Origin of the sequence: Citrobacter sp. wls829, assembly GCF_005280825.1 — a bacterium.
Classification (GTDB): domain Bacteria; phylum Pseudomonadota; class Gammaproteobacteria; order Enterobacterales; family Enterobacteriaceae; genus Citrobacter; species Citrobacter gillenii.
Map to the genome: position 1 here is coordinate 30,632 of NZ_SZWP01000027.1, position 19,053 is coordinate 49,684.

Below are 19,053 nucleotides of genomic sequence, written 5' to 3' on the forward strand. Positions count from 1 at the left end.
CCTTAACGGGTCATGTTGATGCCGGACGCTTTTTGCTCCAGCATGCGTTTGGCCAAATCCACGATTACCGCAGCCGCTTCGACCGGTGGCGTACCGCCCTGGTGAATGTTGGAAATACAGGTTCTGTCGGCCTCAACGGTAGTCGCCACGCGCGGTGAATAGACGGCGTAGCAGGAAAGACTTTCCGACTGGCCTAAGCCCGGACGTTCACCGACCAGCAGGATCACCGCTTTCGCACCCAGCAGCTCGCCAATCTGATCTTCGATTTTCACGCGGCCATAGCGGACAAAGAACGGCGTGCCAACCTTCAGCCCAGCCTGTTTTAATCCAGACAACAATGGCGGCAGAATCTCTTCGTAGTTGGCAGTGATGGCATCCGTAGACAGGCCATCAGAGACAATCACCTGGACATCCGGGTTCGCCACGCACTGGGATTTCAGCGCTTCAATCGCTTCCGCACTCAGACGACGGCCCATGTCCGGGCGGGTCAGGTACAGATTTTTGTCACTGATTTCCGAGCGCACTTCCAGCAAGCCTTGTGCTTTCACCCACTCTTCCGGCACCTCTTTCAGCACGGTATCTTTCGAGCGTGAGTGGTCAGCCAGGAAGCGCAGCAGCGCCTGGGTACGCGGACGCGGGCCAGCACGACCGGTACAGACACGTGCAGCGGTGCTGCGACGCAGCTCCGTCAACACTTCTGCGCGGTGCGGGTTTTCAACGCCAATCCACGCTTTCGCTTCCGGCGATCCTAAATCCATGGCACAGCTTTCGCCCGTTGGTGCGGCGCACTGCGTGGTGCTGCATTTCACTTCCGCTGACGGCGCTTGAGCCTGCGGTTGTGACTCACCCATTGACGCCATTACGCTGCGTACAATTTCTTCAATCTGTTTTTGATCCATCGTGTGTCATCCCCGCGTCATCAGAAGAACAGTGACGGATCGCCCGCCCGTTTGGTCAGGCGACCGTTTGCCATAATGCCCATGTTTTCCAGCCAGCGTTCAAACTCCGGCGACGGACGCAGGTTCAGCAACTGGCGCACAGTCGCGGTGTCGTGGAACGCGGTGGTCTGATAGTTGAGCATGATGTCGTCACCGAGCGGCATGCCCATGATGTAGTTGCAGCCTGCGGTGGCGAGCAGAATCATCAGGTTTTCATTGAGGTTCTGGTCAGCATCGGCATGGTTGGTGTAACAACAGTCACAGCCCATCGAAATGCCGCTCAGCTTGCCCATGAAGTGATCTTCTAAACCGGCGCGAATAATCTGGCGGTCATTGTAGAGATACTCTGGCCCGATAAAGCCGACAACGGTATTCACCAGGAACGGATCGTAGTGGCGTGCCAGCCCGTAGTTACGCGCTTCCATCGTCACCTGATCGGCACCGAAGTTAGCGCCAGCAGAAAGCGCAGACCCCTGCCCGGTCTCAAAGTACAGGCAGTTTTCCCCGGCGATACGGTTGAATTCAGCGCCCACTGCACGCGCCTCGTCCAGCATCGCCAGCTCAACGCCGAACTCTTTCAAGCCTTTCTCGCTACCGCAGATACTCTGGAAAATCAGCCCGCCCGGCGCGCCGCGACGAATCGCTTCGATCTGGGTAGTAACGTGCGCCAGCACGCAGCCCTGAGTAGGAATGTTGTATTTGTCGATCACGCCATACACGGTGTCGAGTACGCGGCTTAAGTTCTCCACGTCATCGGTTACCGGGTTAACGCCGATCACCGCATCGCCCGCACCGAAAGAAAGCCCTTCGTAGATTTGCGCGGCAATACTCTGCACATCGTCACGGGTGTCGTTCGGCTGCAAACGGCAGCTGAAGGTGCCCGGCAAGCCGATCGTGGTGTTGGCTTTTTTGATCACCGGCATTTTTTTGCCGCCGTAGATCAGGTCCGCGTTGGAGCAAATTTTTGCCACCCCAGCAACCACTTCTGACGTTAACCCTTTGCGCATAAACGCAATGTCATCGACAGAGGTTTCATCACTCAACACGTACTCGCGCAACTCACTGATACTCCAGTTTTTGATGCGGTTATAGGCTGTTTCGTTGACGTCATCCTGAATCAGACGCGTGACGCAGTCCTCTTCATAGGAAATCACCGGGTTGTTGCGAATATCCGCCACCGTCATTTCCGACAACACCTGTTTGGCCGCCACGCGCTCCTGTGAGCTTGTCGCGGCGACACCTGCCAGCACATCCCCCGAACGCAGTTCGTTGGCTTTGGCCAGCACCTCTTTTACATCCTTAAACTGATAAACATTGCCGAACAATGTGGTCTTTAGTTTCATAAGTCGTTCCCTCAGGAAGGAAATGCGAGTGATTTCACCGTCACCGGCACAACCGATCCGCCAAAAAGAGGCGTACCAATGTCGATATAGTCCCCCGCCCGGACAATCACCTCATCGATGACCGCCAGCGGGTGTTGCTGTAACTGTGGGCGTAACAGCATGCCCAGGGCTTTACCAAAATCCTGCTCGGCTACCACCAGCAGGGGATGCGGATTCGGATAACGCGCGACAAAGGCCAGCAGCGCGTCGATGACCGTTAATAGCGCGGCGTAGCGCACCGGCAGCGACCCGGGCAGCGCCAGCACATAGGCGTCTGTTTTCGGATCAAGATCGAGCTGCACCAGCGCCAGCTGCCAGGCCGCCACCAAATCAGCGTCGTCAACCGGGATCGCCACCGGCAGATTGCGCAGCGGAAGTGCCACGCCTTCCAGCCAGATGGTGCTGCCCGACAGCGACAGCGTATGCGCCCCGGCGCCAATCACCGTGGCGCGCACGGTTTGCGCCGGGAACTGCACGTTCATCTCACGCAAGCGCGGATGTTCATGCAGCGCTGTCGCCAGCAGCGGTCCAATGTCAGAAAAACAGAACGGATCGGCAGGCTGGTTGCGGTAGCACTCGCCCACTCCTCCGGAAAGCGTAATCACATCCGGTTTCACGCCCGCAGGCAGTAAACCGGTTTGCATCAGCGCCTGCGCCAGGGCAGAAGGCGTGCCGTCAATCACTTCCACGATCAGATTCGCCATTCGCCGCGCGACCTGGACAAGCTGTGCGGCATTGAGCGTTCGGGCGTCGGTACCGGCACCAAACACCTCGTCGACGATCATCTGTCCCGGCTGGTGCGCATGGACCACGCGCCCCTGACCGTCAGTTTCCAGCAGTCGTCCCCCGACGTTCAGGCACGCAGAGCCGCTGACCTTTCCGGCATCAAACAGTACGTAGTTTGACGTCCCGCCGCCGATGTCGATATTCAGCACGCTGCACAGACGCTGCTCAGACAGCGTTTGTGCACCGGCACCGTGACCGGCAATCACCGATTCCAGGTGCGGACCGGCACTGGCCACCACGAAGTCACCCAGCGACTGGGAGAGCGTCATCACCGCCGGACGGGCGTTGCGGGTTTTCGCGCTTTCTCCGGTAATGATGATCGCGCCGGAATCAACCGTTTCCGGCGCAATACCCGCCGCCTGATACTGGGCCAGGATCAGCGCTTTAAGTTCAGCCTCTTTCAACCCGCCCTGCTTATCGACGGGTGTGAAGAAGACCGGGCTTTGCCAGCTAATTTCGCGTTTGATAAATTCGTAGCGCGGCACCTGCGACACTGCCGCACGGTTAACCAGCTCAAGGCGGGAGAAGATCACCTGAGTGGTGGTGGTGCCGATATCGATACCGACGCTCAGTAGCTGGCGAGTATTCACGATTGCGCCTCCGCTTTTGCTTCTGCAGTTTCCGCGTCAACAACGGCCGGAACATTTTCGTCTTTTGGCACCAGCATCATCGCTACGCCAATCGCCGTCACACCACCAATCAACTTGCCGACAATCATCGGGAAGATCATGGCGTTCATGTTCGCGGCGGCAAAACCTAAGTGGTCACCCAGAGCGAAGGCTGCAGAGACCGCGAACGCGCAGTTGATCACTTTGCCGCGGGTATCCATATTTTTCATCATGCCGAACATCGGGATGTTGTTCGCCAGAGTTGCCACCATACCCGCAGCGGCGATATTGTTGATTTTCAGCAGGTTGCCGACACTCATTAGCGGTTTTTCAAACCAGCGGGTCAGCAGCAGTACCATCGGGTAGGCACCCAGCAGCACGCAGGAGATAGAACCGATCACTTCGATGGCGCGCATCACTTCGCCGGGCTTATCACCCGCAGACATGAAGATAGGATCGAGACCCGGGATCAGCTCCCAGCCAAGCAGGAACTTAATGACCGCCGCCGCCAGGCCGATAGTGATCAGCGCCACCAGGAACTTGGCGAAGATCTGGAAGCCGTTAATCATTTTTTCCGGGATAAATTTCAGCCCCAGCGCCACCAGGATGGCGACGATCAGCACCGGAATCATGTTCATCAGAATCAGCGCGAAGGTGAACTCCACCGGTTGCCCGTTGATTTCAACCCCGGAGTACATTGCCACCAGGCCGCCAGCGATACAGCCAACCGGAATGGTCACGATACCGGCCAGTACGCCCAGAGCCAGATAACGACGGTCTGACGGTTCAATAATTCCCAGCGCAACCGGGATGGAGAAGACCAGCGTCGGCCCCATCATTGCCCCGAGGATCAGGCCAGAGTACAGCCATGCGGCCACATCGCCACCCGCCAGTTCTTTCGCCAGGAAGAAGCCGCCCATATCACACGCCAGCAGCGTTCCGGCAAACATTGACGGGTTCGCGCCCAGCATTTCATACAGCGGAATAATTACCGGTCCGAGCACATGCGCCAGTACCGGTGCCAGCGCAGTCATACCGACCATCGCCAGACCCAGTGCGCCCATCGCCATAAAACCTTCTTCAAACTGACCGCCCGATCCCTCAATGCTCTTACCAAACTTACCGAGGTAACGCGCTGAACCACCGAACTGCGACAGGATCCTGTCCACGGCGGCAATCAGCATAAAGAACATCATGATGTACATGATGATTTCGTTAATTCCCATAGCCTTCACTCCCTGTCATATGTGTATTTATTGTGCCGCCGCGTACAGGTCGATAATCTGTTCCTGCGTGGCGGTTCGTGGGTTGCTGCGTATACAAATATCGTTCAATGCGGCTTGCGCCCAGGTACTGTAATGCTCAGGTTTCGCGCCCACGTCAGCGAGCCGTTTGGTCTGGCCCACTTCAGCGATCAGCTCAATTACCGCGCTGATAGCGTCACGATCGTCTGATTTCTTATTGGTTAACGCTCTGCCGATATGGCTAAAGCGTTCACGGCACACCATGCGGTTAAAGCCCATTACCGTAGGAAGCAGCATGGCATTAGCCTGCCCGTGCGGGATGTGCAGCGCAGCACCTGGCTGGTGAGCCATCGCATGACACAAGCCCAAACCTGCGCTGGAAAAAGCCATCCCCGCCATACAGGAAGCCAGTAACATGCTTTCGCGCGCCGCCAGGTCATGGCCGTAACCCACCGCTTTAGGCAGCGACTTGCCGATCATCGCAATCGCGCCAATTGCCAGGCTGTCGGTAAACGGTGTCGCGTTCAGCGCGCTGTAGGCTTCAACAGCGTGGGTGAGTGCATCGATGCCAGTCATTGCCGTCACGTGCGGCGGTACGCCTTCCGTTACCGCCGCATCGAGAATGGCGACGTCCGGCATCAGCGTGGCGTGGGCCAGCACTTTTTTCAGTCCGGTAGCGGCATCGATAATCACCGTGACGTTGGTGGTTTCTGACCCGGTCCCGGCGGTGGTTGGCACGGCAATCAGCGGTAAACGAGGACGCAGCACGCTGTTTTCCGTCATATCAGCCAGTGTCTGCGTTGGGTTGGTTACCAGCAACGCGACGGCTTTGGCGGCATCCAGTACCGAGCCGCCGCCGAAGGCCACAACGCCGTCACATTTTGACTCGCGCAACTGTGCGACCGCCGCGCAAACGTCAGTGATGCACGGCTCACCGACCGGGCACGGCCACAGCGTCATCGCCACGCCTTTCATCGCCAGGCTGCGTTCCAGTGAGGCGGTCATTCCCGCTTCATGCAGGAAGCTATCTACCATAACGAACATGTGCGTCAGCCCGCGCGTTTGCGCTTCCTGTCCGCAGGTGCTGAGCGCTCCCAGTCCGCATAGCGTGACCGGTGGAACGCTGAACGTTTTTACGCGTTGTAGATTCAGGGCATCGAATGCCTGAAAGAGCGCGGTCTGCAATTCAGCTTGCATAGATTCCTTCCGCTTTTACTTTTCCGCTATTGGCAATCGCCAGCGGGGTCATAAACAGACTGTGCTGCGGTAAATGCACCTGCAGCTCCGGGAAACGCTTACGGAACAGCTCATCAACCCCCGGCTGCATACAGGACCCACCGGCCAGCCATAAATCCATGACGCCCTGCCCGGCAATATGGTGGGCGACAATTTCCGCCATCTTTTCGTAAACCGGCTTCACTACCGGCCAGATTTCCTTGCCGTTGCTGCGCTTGTACTGCTCGGCTTCTTCCAGTTGAATACGACGATTCCCAGCCAGCGTCAGAGAAATGTGATGCCCACCGGTCGCTTCGTCGGCGGAATAGGTCACTTTGCCCTGCTTCACGATGGCAATACCGGTCGTCCCACCGCCGATATCCACCACGCCTGCGTTATCCAGCTGAAGTAGATCCGCCACGGCGGTGGGCTCATCCAGCACATGGCTAACCTCAAGTCCGGCAGACTCCAGCACGTTAATGGAGATACGCGGGTCCGTTCCTGGCGGGAACGAGGTTGCCGCGTGGGTAAAGCGGCAACCCAGTTGTTGTTCGAGCGTATCGAGATGGCGACGAACAATGGTCACGGCACCGAAAAAATCCCAGACGATGCCGTCACGCACGACGTCGGCCCAGTCCAGACAAACCGCAACCGGCTGTCCTTCACTGTCGACAACCATCGACACCACATCACAGGTCCCCAAATCAACGCCGAGCCACAGCGGTGAATCACTCGCGGCCGGCGTCTGGTTACACAGCGTTGCTGCTTTTTGCAGTCTGGGTGTGAGCCACAGTTGTTCGTCATGCGCCATCTCTTTCACTCCTTATACGATGCGAAACGCATCCACCAATACACAGCGACGCAGGCGGACAAACGTGCGCGCACTGGTCACCCCTTCCCCGGTTGGCGTAGTAATGGTCATGGTGGTCCAGCCTTCACCGCCAAGCCCAAGACCGGCAATGCACGGTCCGTTCTTGACGAAAATGCTGGTGTCGATGGCGTTAGCCATACGGTTCATGTTATCGATGTTGCGTGAGTGCATCGCCGCCGTATGGTGGCAACCACCTTCAAGCGTGACCGCCAGCGCAATGGCTTCGTCAACGTTAGCCACCCGCACCACCGGCAGCACCGGCATCATCAGTTCAGTTACCGCAAACGGATGTGTGGCTGAGGTTTCGACGAACAACAAGCGGGTTTGCTCCGGGACATTCAGGCCGATCGCCGCGGCGATTTTGGCCGCATCGCGCCCGACCCAGTCACGGCTAACCGTGCCTTTACCGCGTTCATCGACGTTTTTCATCAACACCGGCTGCAATTGCTCAGCCTGAGCTGCGGTGAGCTTGACCGCGTGCTGACCTTCCATCAGACGCATCAGCTCGTCGGCAACGCTATCCACGACGATCAGGACTTTTTCATCGGCGCAGATGATGTTGTTATCAAACGACGCACCTTTAACGATGGACTGCGCGGCGCGCGCCAGATCGGCGGTTTCATCCACCACCACCGGCGGGTTACCCGCACCTGCGGCAATCAGACGTTTGTTGGTGTGCTTACGCGCAGATTCCACCACCGCTTCGCCGCCGGTCACCACCAGCAAGCCGATGCCTGGGTACTTGAACAGACGCTGAGCGGTTTCGATATCCGGATTGGCAACGGTCACCAGCAGGTTTGCCGGACCACCCGCAGCGACTACCGCCTGGTTAAGCAGACCGATCGCACGCTGAGAAACGCCTTTTGCAGCAGGATGCGGCGCAAAGACCACGCTGTTACCCGCCGCGATCAGGCTGATGGCGTTATTAATGACGGTCGCGGCCGGGTTGGTGGACGGCGTTACCGATGCCACCACGCCCCACGGCGCATTTTCAATCAGCGTCAGGCCGTTATCGCCGGTCAGTACCTGTGGAGACAGGCATTCCACGCCCGGCGTGCCGCGTGCCTGCGCCACGTTTTTGGCAAATTTATCTTCAACGCGTCCCATGCCGGTTTCACTGACGGCAAATTCCGCTAATTCTCTGGCGTGTTTTTCGCCTGCTTCACGAATGGCGTGAATGGCCAACTGGCGCATAGCGACGCTTTTCAGCTCCTGCTGTGCCAGTTTTGCTGCCGCCACTGCGTCATCCAGGGAGGCAAATACGCCCATTTCTTGAACGGCACTGACGGGTTGGCTGCTGTCTTTCATTTTCAGCAGCACCGCTTTCACGACCTGTTCAATATCCTGTTGATTCATGATTTTCTGCCTTATTTATGGAAGATCACCTGACCACCTGCCACCACTTCATCGACAATGCCAATCACGCACAGATCGACAGGCGATGAGTCACTACTGTGCGCCTGGCGGGCAGAGCTTCCACTGACCAGCAGCACCCACTCTCCGGTTCCCGCCCCGATGCTGTCGGTAGCAACAGCACACTGCCCGTCGGGATTTCCCTGAGCATCAATCATTTCCACCATCAGCAACTTGTCGTGCGCGAGCCCCTGATGGCGTACGGTACAAACAATTTGTCCTGTGACGATTGCCAGTTTCATACCCGCCTCCGTGGCATATTTCAGGTAAAACCTCCCCCTACCCTCCGCAGAAGGTAATGTGAAAAGGAGAGAGGGTGACGCCAGCTTTCTCTTAACAATCCAGTGGCGTCACATGGACGACTTACATATCGTTGCTGTCGCCTTTGAAGCTGATCGGGAATACTTCTTCCAGATCGCCATGCGGACGCGGGATAACGTGTACAGAAACCAGTTCGCCAATACGCTGCGCAGCAGCAGCTCCGGCATCCGTAGCTGCTTTGCAAGCGGCCACATCACCACGAACCATGGCAGTACACAGGCCGCCACCGATCTGCTTCACGCCAACCAGCTTCACGCGTGCCGCTTTAACCATTGCGTCAGAAGCCTCAATCAGTGCAACCAGGCCCCGGGTTTCGATCATTCCTAATGCTTCCATTGTGTTTTCCTCTTAGTAGAAGGGGTCCAGAACGGGACCTAAACAACCAGTGTTTGCGAGGCGCTTTCACGACTCATTTCAGTCTGGCGCGGCACAGCTGCCACCAACGCCAGTTCGATAATTTCCTGCACGCTACAGCCGCGAGAGAGGTCGTGAAGCGGTGCGGCAAGTCCCTGAATTAAGGGGCCGACTGCACGATACCCTCCCAGGCGCTGGGCGATTTTATAACCAATATTGCCTGCCTCCAGCGACGGGAAAACCATCACATTGGCATTGCCCTGTAGCGGACTGGCGGGCGCTTTTTGCGCGGCGACATCCGGTACAAAAGCGGCATCAAACTGCAGTTCACCGTCGACGGTAAGCTGCGGCGCGCGTTCACGAACGATGTCCGTCGCCTGCTGCACGTTAGCGACGTTGGGATGACGGGCACTGCCATTACTTGAAAACGACAGCATGGCCACTCGCGGCTCTTCACCGGTAATCGCCTGCCAGGTTTCCGCGCTGGCGATGGCAATATCCGCCAGCTGTGCGGCGGTCGGCTGCGGCACAACGCTACAGTCGGCAAATCCTAATGACGGTCCGAGATACTGCGGCAGCATCAGGAAAATCGACGACAGCGTTTTGCAACCCGGCTGTAAGCCAATGATGCGCAACCCTGCGCGCAGCACGTTTGCCGTTGACGACAGGTTGCCGGCAATACAGACATCGGCTTTACCGGCACTGACCATCGCGGCGGCAAACATCAGCGGATCGTTGAGTTTTTCCCGCGCATCCGGCGGCGTTTTTTCGCCCGCACGGGCCAGCCATCGCAGGGCAAATTCTTCACGCATTTGCACATTGCTTTGCGGATCGACAACCTGAATACCGTCCATTGCCACGCGGTGACTGAGGGCAAACTGGCGCAATGCAAATGGGCTGGCGACGAGAATAGGGCGAGCCAGACCGTGCTGATGCAGGTAGTTCGCCGCTTTCAGCACTCGGACATCCAGTGCATCCGGGAACACCACCCGAGCAGGTGAACGTTTGGCGAGTTGGCGAGCGCGTTCAATGATCATGACTTCTCCCCTAATCGCTGTTGGATTTGGCTGACGCTCAGTGGATGCTTCGCCACGCTCAAAATCATCATTACGTAAACCGTACTCGAAAGACGATTTAGCGCCTGCAGGATGTCTGGTCGCAACACATCAAAACCACGGGTGATAAACACCTGCGCCGCCACCGTTTCCGTTTCACGGACTTTGGTGCGCAGCAAATTAAGCAGTGCAGCATCACGACCGTGGCTGGCTTCCGGCACCAGATGGTCGTGGTCCAGGTAGCGCAGCGGTTGATGCGAGAGCCGGTGTAAATCTCCGTCGCTTAAGCCAACAATGGCCTGCGCATCCAGAGGTTCGTCCATGGCGTCGGCGCGCATAATGTTGCCTAAGCGCGAGCGGATATCCGCCAGCCACGGCTGCCACGGTTCGGCCAGCTCAATCTGTAACCACACGGCCAGCGCAATGGTGCTGTCCAGCGCCGCGCGAAATCCCAGGCGCGGGTCACTTTTGGCGACCATTTTGTCCGCTGTCAGATGCGTCAGCGTGTCAGGTTTCTTCGCCACCGGTTGATGACACAGCTCGCAGCTTGCCTGCGGGTGTGCATCGCTGCTGGTTAAACCATGCACCGGCTGCGGTTGCTGCTGCTCGTCGTCGATAAACAGGCTTCCCTGCTCATCGATAAACTTAATGCGCAGTCGACGACTGTCCAGCAACTCCCGGGCAGACGGCGTCAGGCGAGCATCAGCGGGGAGATGAATTTCAGCCCCTTCGCTAAGCGTATGATTCGCTCTGAGCCATGCTTCGGTAATGAAATCCTTCATACATCCGCCTTAGCAGGACTGCCAGTTCGCAGGCCAGGCCACATACAGGAACTTCACCGTCGTCGGCGTACCAAACTCAATGCTGGAACCTTTCGGGATAAACATCACATCCCCGGCCTTCGCAATCATGGTTTCGCCTTCATGACGAACGTGCAGCTCGCCTTCCAGAATCATGTCAATTTCGTCGTAGTTCAGCGTCCATGGGAAAAATGCGTTATCCCACTGCATAAACCCGGCGGCCATGCTGCTCCCGTCCTGGTCAGTAACTAAGTCGGTTAAGCCGACACAGTGCGGCTGGGCGCCATCAAAACGGCCAAACTTGACGCTGCTGCCGTCAATGACTTTGACGCCACCTTTGCCGGTCACCGAGGCAAAGCTGGGCTGCATTCCGCCCTGCTCCAGCGACTGTTTCTCCTTCATCACTTTGTCCATCAGCTGCGCGACCAGGCTTTCGGTAAACTGTCCTTCCGGTAACTGCGCAATGATGGTTTCGCGAATACGCTGGCTTTCCGTTTTGCCGTCATCCGCCGCAGCTGGTGCTGCCGTAGACGTTGATACGGCTGCCGGCGCGGATTCATCGCATTCAGTGATAGTGACGCCCAGCAGCGCCGCAACTTCGCGTGCTTCCGGGGTGATGATACTGGCGCGCAGAACAACCGATACGTCCTGTTCACCGCGTGCGTGGGCCGCACGAATATCGTTAGCTGTGATGAGTTTTTTCACCTGCCCTTTCCTCCTTTTGGCTGAGCTCAGTCAGATAATCCACCAGGTGCTGCACACTGCTTGGGTCATGGCTATTGAGCTCAAAAATCGGCTCCTGAAACCCTATCCCGCGAAGTAATTGTCGCGTTGCGGCGACATTGGCATCCGGCACATCCGTTTTGCTGATAACGGCGATTTGTCGTTTACTGGCGCCGATATCCAACAGCCCGGCAGGTAAGCGACTTTCTAAATCATTTGCCGCGTGTATATAAATCAACGTATCAACATCCTGCAGCGTGGTAATTAAGGCGTGATACCAGCGCGGATGGCTAAAATATTCTCCCGGAGTGTCGATATCGCCGTTTTCATTAAACTCGACAGCCTGTGTTTTTCTGGCGAGGGAATAATTCCCCTGGAGCGCATTAAAGAGCGTGGTTTTTCCCGCCCCCACCGTACCGACAAACGCAATACGTTTCATCGCCGCCTCTGATTAACTTTTTGTCAGGTTGCACAAAGTGAAATTTAATAACCGGCCCAGACCGCTCACCGTCTGGAGCAACGCCTCTTCCACTGCACCTACAGAGCCGTAGATCACCAGCGCGCCGCTGAATCTATCGAGAAAGCCGATATGTACATCCGCCGCTTTCATGGCTAAGTCACCGGCAATCATCGCCGTTTCACCCGGCGTTAAGGTCATGATGCCGATAGCGCCAGACTCGGGAACGCCGATCTTTTTCGCCAACTCTTCACCGGGGTGCGCTATCAGATGCGCCAGCGTGACCTGTTTCCCCGGCACAAATTCCTGGATGATGCGTTCTTTTTCCATTGCTCACCGCCTCTGCTAAAACTGACCCCATCGTGGCAATTTTTCGTCAGAGTAAATAACAAAATTCGGCAACCAGGTTTAAAAGGTGAGGGAGATCACTAAGAAAGGGAAAATAAAAAGGCGCGGGAGAAAGTGAAATTACAGCGGTTGTGTTTGCGCTTCTACAACCGCCAGCGCCACCATATTCACGATACGACGAACAGAGGCGATCGGCGTTAATACATGAACCGGTTTCGCCACACCCATCAGCACCGGGCCGACCGTTACGCCTTCAGAGCTGGACACGCGTAGTAAGTTGTAACTAATACGCGCCGCTTCCATATTCGGCATCACCAGAATATTGGCGGAGCCTTTCAGCGGACTGTCCGGCATCCGATCGTTACGAATGCTTTCTACCAGCGCGGCATCACCGTGCATCTCACCGTCGATCATCAGTTCTGGCGCACGCGCCTTGATAAGCTCCAGCGCTGCGCGCATTTTGCTGGCCGACGGACAGTTGGAAGAGCCAAAGTTGGAGTGCGACAACAATGCCACCTTCGGTTCGATACCAAAACGCCGTACGGTTTCGGCCGCCATCACGGCGATTTCCGCCAGCTGATCCGGCGTCGGGTCATCGTTAACGTAGGTATCGGCGATAAAGGTGTTGCCGCTTGGCAGCAACAGCGCGTTCATCGCCCCCGCCGTATGCACACCGTCGCGGTGACCAAATACCGCTTTCACCACGCTGAAATGCTCGTGATAGTCGCCAATCGTGCCGCAGATCATCGCATCCGCTTCACCGCGTTGCACCATGATCGCACCAATCACCGTGGTGTTGGCAATCACCGCACGCTGCGCCTGCTCCTGGGTGATCCCCCGGCGCTTCATGATCTGATAATACTCACTCCAGTACTCTTTGAAGCGCGGATCGGATTCGTTGTTGACGATCTCAAAATCAACACCGGCTTTGATCTGCAGCCCCAGTTTCTGGATGCGCATTTCGATCACGCTCGGACGGCCAATCAGGATCGGCTTCGCCAGACCTAAGGTGATCAATTCCTGGGTCGCATGCAGCACGCGCGCCTCTTCCCCTTCCGTCAGCACCACGCGCTTCGGCGCTTTGCGTGCCAGCGAGAAAATCGGCTTCATGAACAGATTGGTTTTGTAGACAAACTCACTCAGCTTATCGATGTACGCATCAAAGTCGGCAATCGGGCGCGTTGCCACGCCGGAGTCCATGGCCGCTTTCGCCACCGCCGGTGCAATTTTGACAATCAGACGCGGGTCAAACGGCTTAGGAATGATGTATTCCGGGCCAAAGCTCAGGTCCTGATCGCCATAGGCGGAGGCCACCACTTCGCTCTGCTCAGCATGCGCCAGTTCCGCAATAGCATGTACCGCCGCCAGCTTCATCTCTTCGTTGATTGCAGTGGCACCCACGTCCAGCGCACCGCGGAAGATGAACGGGAAGCACAGGACGTTGTTGACCTGGTTCGGGTAGTCGGAGCGACCGGTACAAATAATGGCATCGGAACGCACTTCTTTCGCCAGCGGCGGCAGAATTTCCGGTTCCGGGTTGGCCAGCGCCAGAATCATCGGCGCACGCGCCATTTTCTTGACCATCTCCTGGCTCAGCACTTTCGGGCCGGAACAGCCAAGGAAGATGTCGGCCCCGTCAATCACGTCATCCAGTGTACGCTTGCCGTCATCTTCCACCGCGTAGGCTGCTTTGGTTTCAGCCATATTTGGTTCGCGATCTTTGTAAATCACACCTTTGGAGTCGCAGACCACAATGTTGTGCTTCTGCATGCCCAGCGCCACCAGCAGGTTCATACAGGCAATCGCCGCCGCCCCCGCACCGGACACCACCATACGCACATCAGAGATATTCTTCTCCACCACCCGCAGACCGTTGAGGATCGCAGCGGTGCTGATGATAGCCGTGCCGTGCTGGTCGTCATGAAATACCGGAATATTCATGCGCTCACGCAGTTTTTGCTCTATGTAGAAGCATTCCGGCGCTTTGATATCTTCGAGGTTGATGCCGCCAAACGTCGGCTCAAGGGCCGCCACCACGTTAATAAATTTATCCGGATCGAGTTCGTCGACTTCAATATCGAACACGTCAATCCCGGCAAATTTCTTAAACAGAACGCCTTTCCCTTCCATCACCGGTTTGCCGGCCAGCGCACCAATGTTGCCCAGCCCCAGTACCGCAGTACCGTTGGAAATCACCGCCACCAGGTTGCCGCGCGCGGTGTATTTGTAGGCTGCCAGCGGGTCTTTTTCAATCTCCAGACACGGGGCGGCAACACCGGGTGAATAGGCCAGCGCCAGGTCACGTTGGGTGGCAAGGGGTTTGGTTGGCGAAACCTGAATTTTGCCGGGTACTGGAAACTCGTGGAAATCGAGGGCGCTTTGTCTTAACTGGTCATCCATCTTGTTGTTCCTTTCACGTATCGATCAATAAAGTGGCGCAGGTAACCCTTTTGCAGAGCCGCACATTATCACCTCAGTTAGCGGCGCAAACTTTGAAGGTCGCCAAACTCTCACTACTCAAAGAAAGAATTTGTTATCAATTTATAACAGCCATGTTACCTGCTTAAGCCAGCAATACCATGCCTGTCTGCTATGCTTTTTGCTGACAACGCCTGCAAATTCTCCAAAAGTGTGAATTAACACACGCTCTAACACTTTACTTTTCAAGGAGTATTTCCTATGACCCGTAAAGAGCTTGCCAATGCCATTCGTGCGCTGAGTATGGATGCGGTCCAGAAAGCCAACTCCGGACATCCCGGCGCACCGATGGGCATGGCCGATATTGCCGAAGTGCTGTGGAACGATTTTCTCCGCCATAACCCGAGCGATCCTCACTGGTACGATCGTGACCGGTTTATTTTGTCCAACGGTCACGCCTCAATGCTGCTTTACAGCCTGCTGCATCTTTCCGGTTACGACCTGCCGTTGGACGAGTTAAAGAACTTCCGCCAGCTGCATTCAAAAACGCCCGGGCACCCGGAACTGGGTTACACGCCGGGCGTGGAAACCACCACCGGGCCATTGGGTCAGGGCCTGGCGAACGCCGTCGGGCTGGCGGTGGCCGAACGAACGCTGGCCGCGCAGTTTAATCAGCCGGGCCATGAGATTGTCAGCCATTTCACCTATGTTTTTATGGGCGACGGCTGCCTGATGGAAGGGATTTCCCACGAAGTCTGTTCGCTGGCGGGGACGCTGGGACTGGGCAAGCTGATCGGCTTTTACGACCACAACGGCATCTCTATTGATGGCGAAACCAAAGGCTGGTTTACCGACGATACCGCGAAGCGCTTTGAAGCGTATCACTGGCATGTGGTACACGAGATAGACGGGCACGATCCTGAAGCGGTCAAGAAAGCCATTCTGGAAGCCCAAAGCGTGACCGATAAGCCATCACTCATTATCTGCCGGACGGTAATTGGCTTTGGCTCGCCGAATAAGGCCGGGAAAGAAGAGGCGCACGGCGCGGCACTGGGTGAAGAAGAAGTGGCGTTGACCCGCCAGAAGCTGGGCTGGCATCATCCCGCCTTTCACATCCCCAAAGAGATTTATCGGGCCTGGGACGCGCGGGAAAAAGGCGAAAAAGCCCAGCAGGATTGGAATACGACCTTCTCCGCGTACCAGCAAGCACATCCTGAACTGGCAGCAGAGTTTACCCGCCGGATGCGTGGTGGGCTACCAAAAGAGTGGGAAAAGAGTACCGAGAAATACATTCGCGAATTGCAGGCTAATCCGGCAAAAATTGCCACCCGTAAGGCATCGCAAAACACCCTCAACGTCTATGGCCCGATGCTGCCCGAACTGCTTGGCGGCTCTGCCGATCTCGCCCCCAGCAACCTGACTATCTGGAAAGGCTCAACCTCGCTGAAAGACGACCCGGCCGGGAATTACATTCACTACGGCGTGCGTGAATTTGGCATGACCGCCATTGCCAACGGCATCGCCCATCATGGCGGTTTTGTCCCGTATACCGCCACCTTCCTGATGTTTGTCGAATACGCCCGTAACGCCGCACGCATGGCAGCATTAATGAAGGCCCGACAGATCATGGTCTATACCCACGACTCGATTGGTCTGGGGGAAGACGGTCCGACTCACCAGGCGGTAGAGCAGCTCGCCAGCCTGCGCCTGACGCCCAACTTCAGCACCTGGCGTCCGTGCGATCAGGTCGAAGCGGCAGTAGGCTGGAAACTGGCCGTTGAGCGCCATAACGGTCCCACGGCGCTGATCCTTTCCAGGCAGAACCTGGCACAGGTTGAACGCACGCCTGAGCAGGTCAAAGAGATTGCCCGCGGCGGCTACGTGCTGAAAGACGGCGGCGGGAAGCCGGATATTATCCTGATTGCTACCGGGTCAGAGATGGAGATCACCCTGCTGGCGGCGGAGAAATTGACGGGTGAAGGGCGTAACGTTCGCGTAGTCTCCCTGCCCTCAACGGATATCTTCGACGCCCAGGACGAGGCATACCGTGAATCGGTCCTGCCAGCAAACGTCAGCGCGCGCGTGGCGGTCGAAGCGGGCATTGCCGATTACTGGTACAAATATGTCGGTCTGAAAGGCGCGATTGTCGGCATGACCGGCTATGGGGAATCCGCCCCGGCGGACAAATTATTCCCGTTTTTCGGCTTTACGGTGGAGAACATTGTCGAAAAAGCACATAAGGTGCTTAACGGGTGATCCACAATGTGGGCCAGGCGTCGGGGCCATGCCAGTTATCACAGCTTGGCTCCTGCGCATAACGCACCAGACGAAAACGCTGGCCGTCAAAACGCCAGCGCGTCTGGATACCGCAGTCCGACAAACCTCGGCCCTTGGCGAGCGTAATCAGCTCGCGCGATTTTTCATCGAACGCAGCATTGGTCAACTCCATATCATTGCTTTCTGCATCCGTTTTAAACGGCAGACTCAACCGCACGGAGCGGGAGGTCAGCGGTTTGCTGCGGGACACAATCCATGCCAAATCGATGGTGTTATATGCCCCGGCCTCACAGCCGATCATCAGCAGCGCTTTGTCGTCCGTTAACGCAGACACCCGCACCTCGCGACGCATCGGGTCGAGCGAACAACGCAACCCGTTTATCCGCCAGTTCCCGTAATCCAGCAGGTCGTTGCGTTCTTGTTCAGACAGCGGCGTTGGCGTGGGATTCACGATAGCCACACCTTTCAGGGCGGGTGCCGGCGGCACGCTGAGCGGCGGCTCGTCACCTTTTTGTATCCAGGCGGTTTCACTGCCTACACGTTTTTGCTGTGCGTCAATAAACAACAGCGCGGCTTTCAGTCCTGCCAGCGACAGGGTTTGCCCCCCTTTTTGCAGGGTAATAGCCTGCGCGTTTTGCACGGTCTGTAAAAAGGCGCTAATGGTGACAGGATCGTCAGTCATCAGATGCCAGGGCGTAATATTCCAGTGTTCACCGGTCAACGGCAGCGGTGCGCCGTCGAGCAGCAAACGCGGCGCAATATCTGCCTCTTTGGCATCGGGGGAGTCCAGTCCCCCCAGTTCGATGCGCAACACCGCGTCGGTATGTGCCCCGGCGCTGCGGCTTAGGGTCATCACCAGGCCGTGATGTTCACCGGTATTGCGCGCCACGCAAAAATTCTGGTTATTGCAGGTCACCTGCCAGTCGGAAAATGCCTGCTGCGCAGGAGCCGCCCACAAAAAGCGGACCGGCAGCAAACCGAGCAGAAAGATGAAAATAACGCGATAGCGCATGGACGGTACAACCCCGAAGTCAAAACCAACAACCTGAGCCGTATCTTCCTTGCGCGATTGATGAGGCTCAATCAGAATCGTCGGATTGGCCGTTATTTTGTAAAGAAATATAAATCCCGATCATGAGTCCATGAGATGTGACGACTGCAAATAGTTCAGCAATAGCACCGTTTTACCATCTCGGATCTCACCGGTTTTGATCATCTCCAGCGCCTGCATGAAGGGGAGTTCCAGAACCTCAATATCTTCATCTTCAACGCCGCCGCCAGCATTCGCCCGCTGGCTGTCACTGTAATGTGCGATAAAAAAGTGGATTAATTCGGTCACGCCGCCCGGCGACATGTACAACTCAAACAGTTTACGCACCTCACCCACTTCATAGCCGGTCTCTTCTATCGCCTCTTTGCGAATGCAGGCTTCCGGCTCGTCGTTGTCCAGCAGTCCGGCGCAGGTTTCTATTAGCTGTCCGCTTTCGTTACCGTTGACCCAGGTCGCGACGCGAAACTGGCGGATCAACACCACGGTCTTTTTCTCCGGGTTATACAGCAGGATGGTGGCCCCGTTACCGCGATCGTAAACCTCGCGTTTGTGGCGGATGACCTCGCCGTTGCTATGGGTCAGTTCATAGGTGATATTGCGCAGGATGAAGTAGTTATCGGAAAGGACTTTGTCTTTGATGAGGGTAATTTTTTGCGACATACCGGCTCCACGGAGAGAAGTGAGCAATAATACTACGCCGTGAAACCGGGTTTGTCTTAGAACAATGTAGGCCTGATAAGCGAAGCGCCATCAGACCTACATACGGCACATTGCCGGATGGCAACGCTAACG

General features: G+C 56.6%; 18 protein-coding genes. 1 reads left to right on the top strand and 17 read right to left on the bottom strand.

The window, feature by feature from the left end:
* Positions 1-2 precede the first annotated feature (2 nt).
* From eutC to maeB, 15 genes are all read right to left on the bottom strand, one after another.
* Positions 3-899, bottom strand: coding sequence for an ethanolamine ammonia-lyase subunit EutC (gene eutC, locus FDW88_RS02165; RefSeq protein WP_096756234.1), 897 nt, complete (start codon positions 897-899; stop codon positions 3-5).
* 20 nt (positions 900-919) lie between these two features.
* Positions 920-2,281, bottom strand: coding sequence for an ethanolamine ammonia-lyase subunit alpha (eutB, locus tag FDW88_RS02170; protein ID WP_096756233.1), 1,362 nt, complete (start codon positions 2,279-2,281; stop codon positions 920-922).
* A gap of 11 nt (positions 2,282-2,292) precedes the next feature.
* Positions 2,293-3,696 carry an ethanolamine ammonia-lyase reactivating factor EutA gene (eutA, locus tag FDW88_RS02175; protein ID WP_115257819.1) on the bottom strand — a complete coding sequence of 468 codons (1,404 nt, stop codon included), beginning with the start codon at positions 3,694-3,696 and terminating at the stop codon, positions 2,293-2,295.
* Positions 3,693-4,940 (bottom strand): ethanolamine utilization protein EutH, encoded by a 1,248-nt coding sequence (gene eutH / locus FDW88_RS02180; RefSeq protein ID WP_096756231.1) that lies wholly within the window; start codon positions 4,938-4,940, stop codon positions 3,693-3,695. Before eutH ends, eutA begins: the two co-directional genes overlap by 4 nt.
* A gap of 27 nt (positions 4,941-4,967) precedes the next feature.
* Positions 4,968-6,155, bottom strand: a complete 1,188-nt coding sequence (eutG, locus tag FDW88_RS02185) for an ethanolamine utilization ethanol dehydrogenase EutG (protein ID WP_115257818.1) — start codon at positions 6,153-6,155, stop codon at positions 4,968-4,970.
* Positions 6,145-6,984, bottom strand: coding sequence for an ethanolamine utilization protein EutJ (gene eutJ / locus FDW88_RS02190; RefSeq protein ID WP_096756229.1), 840 nt, complete (start codon positions 6,982-6,984; stop codon positions 6,145-6,147). Before eutJ ends, eutG begins: the two co-directional genes overlap by 11 nt.
* 12 nt (positions 6,985-6,996) lie before the next feature.
* Entirely contained in the window at positions 6,997-8,400 is a 1,404-nt protein-coding gene (locus FDW88_RS02195) for an aldehyde dehydrogenase family protein (protein WP_096756228.1), read from the bottom strand.
* Positions 8,401-8,411: 11 nt separating this feature from the next.
* Positions 8,412-8,699, bottom strand: a complete 288-nt coding sequence (gene eutN, locus FDW88_RS02200) for an ethanolamine utilization microcompartment protein EutN (RefSeq protein ID WP_096756227.1) — start codon at positions 8,697-8,699, stop codon at positions 8,412-8,414.
* A gap of 121 nt (positions 8,700-8,820) precedes the next feature.
* Positions 8,821-9,114, bottom strand: coding sequence for an ethanolamine utilization microcompartment protein EutM (gene eutM, locus FDW88_RS02205; protein WP_005121908.1), 294 nt, complete (start codon positions 9,112-9,114; stop codon positions 8,821-8,823).
* Positions 9,115-9,152: 38 nt separating this feature from the next.
* On the bottom strand, positions 9,153-10,169 hold the full coding sequence (gene pta, locus FDW88_RS02210) for a phosphate acetyltransferase (protein WP_096756226.1): 1,017 nt from the start codon (positions 10,167-10,169) through the stop codon (positions 9,153-9,155).
* A complete protein-coding gene (eutT, locus tag FDW88_RS02215) occupies positions 10,166-10,969 on the bottom strand; it encodes an ethanolamine utilization cob(I)yrinic acid a,c-diamide adenosyltransferase EutT (protein WP_137361928.1) in 804 nt (267 codons plus the stop codon). The genes pta and eutT overlap by 4 nt, the downstream gene beginning before the upstream one ends.
* A gap of 9 nt (positions 10,970-10,978) precedes the next feature.
* Positions 10,979-11,692, bottom strand: coding sequence for an ethanolamine utilization acetate kinase EutQ (gene eutQ, locus FDW88_RS02220; RefSeq protein WP_137361929.1), 714 nt, complete (start codon positions 11,690-11,692; stop codon positions 10,979-10,981).
* Positions 11,670-12,149, bottom strand: a complete 480-nt coding sequence (eutP, locus tag FDW88_RS02225) for an ethanolamine utilization acetate kinase EutP (protein ID WP_096756223.1) — start codon at positions 12,147-12,149, stop codon at positions 11,670-11,672. Before eutP ends, eutQ begins: the two co-directional genes overlap by 23 nt.
* Positions 12,150-12,161: 12 nt before the next feature.
* A complete protein-coding gene (eutS, locus tag FDW88_RS02230; RefSeq protein WP_096756222.1) occupies positions 12,162-12,497 on the bottom strand; it encodes an ethanolamine utilization microcompartment protein EutS in 336 nt (111 codons plus the stop codon).
* A gap of 138 nt (positions 12,498-12,635) precedes the next feature.
* On the bottom strand, positions 12,636-14,915 hold the full coding sequence (gene maeB, locus FDW88_RS02235) for an NADP-dependent oxaloacetate-decarboxylating malate dehydrogenase (RefSeq protein ID WP_096756215.1): 2,280 nt from the start codon (positions 14,913-14,915) through the stop codon (positions 12,636-12,638).
* 279 nt (positions 14,916-15,194) lie between these two features.
* Between maeB and tkt the strand changes: the two genes are divergently transcribed.
* Positions 15,195-17,189, top strand: a complete 1,995-nt coding sequence (tkt, locus tag FDW88_RS02240) for a transketolase (RefSeq protein ID WP_115257812.1) — start codon at positions 15,195-15,197, stop codon at positions 17,187-17,189.
* On the opposite strand, the gene FDW88_RS02245 is transcribed toward tkt, so the two are convergent.
* Positions 17,179-18,222 (bottom strand): DUF1176 domain-containing protein, encoded by a 1,044-nt coding sequence (locus tag FDW88_RS02245; RefSeq protein ID WP_137361930.1) that lies wholly within the window; start codon positions 18,220-18,222, stop codon positions 17,179-17,181. The genes tkt and FDW88_RS02245 overlap by 11 nt on opposite strands.
* 120 nt (positions 18,223-18,342) lie before the next feature.
* Entirely contained in the window at positions 18,343-18,921 is a 579-nt protein-coding gene (gene nudK, locus FDW88_RS02250; protein ID WP_137361931.1) for a GDP-mannose pyrophosphatase NudK, read from the bottom strand.
* Between the last annotated feature and the right edge of the window lie 132 nt (positions 18,922-19,053).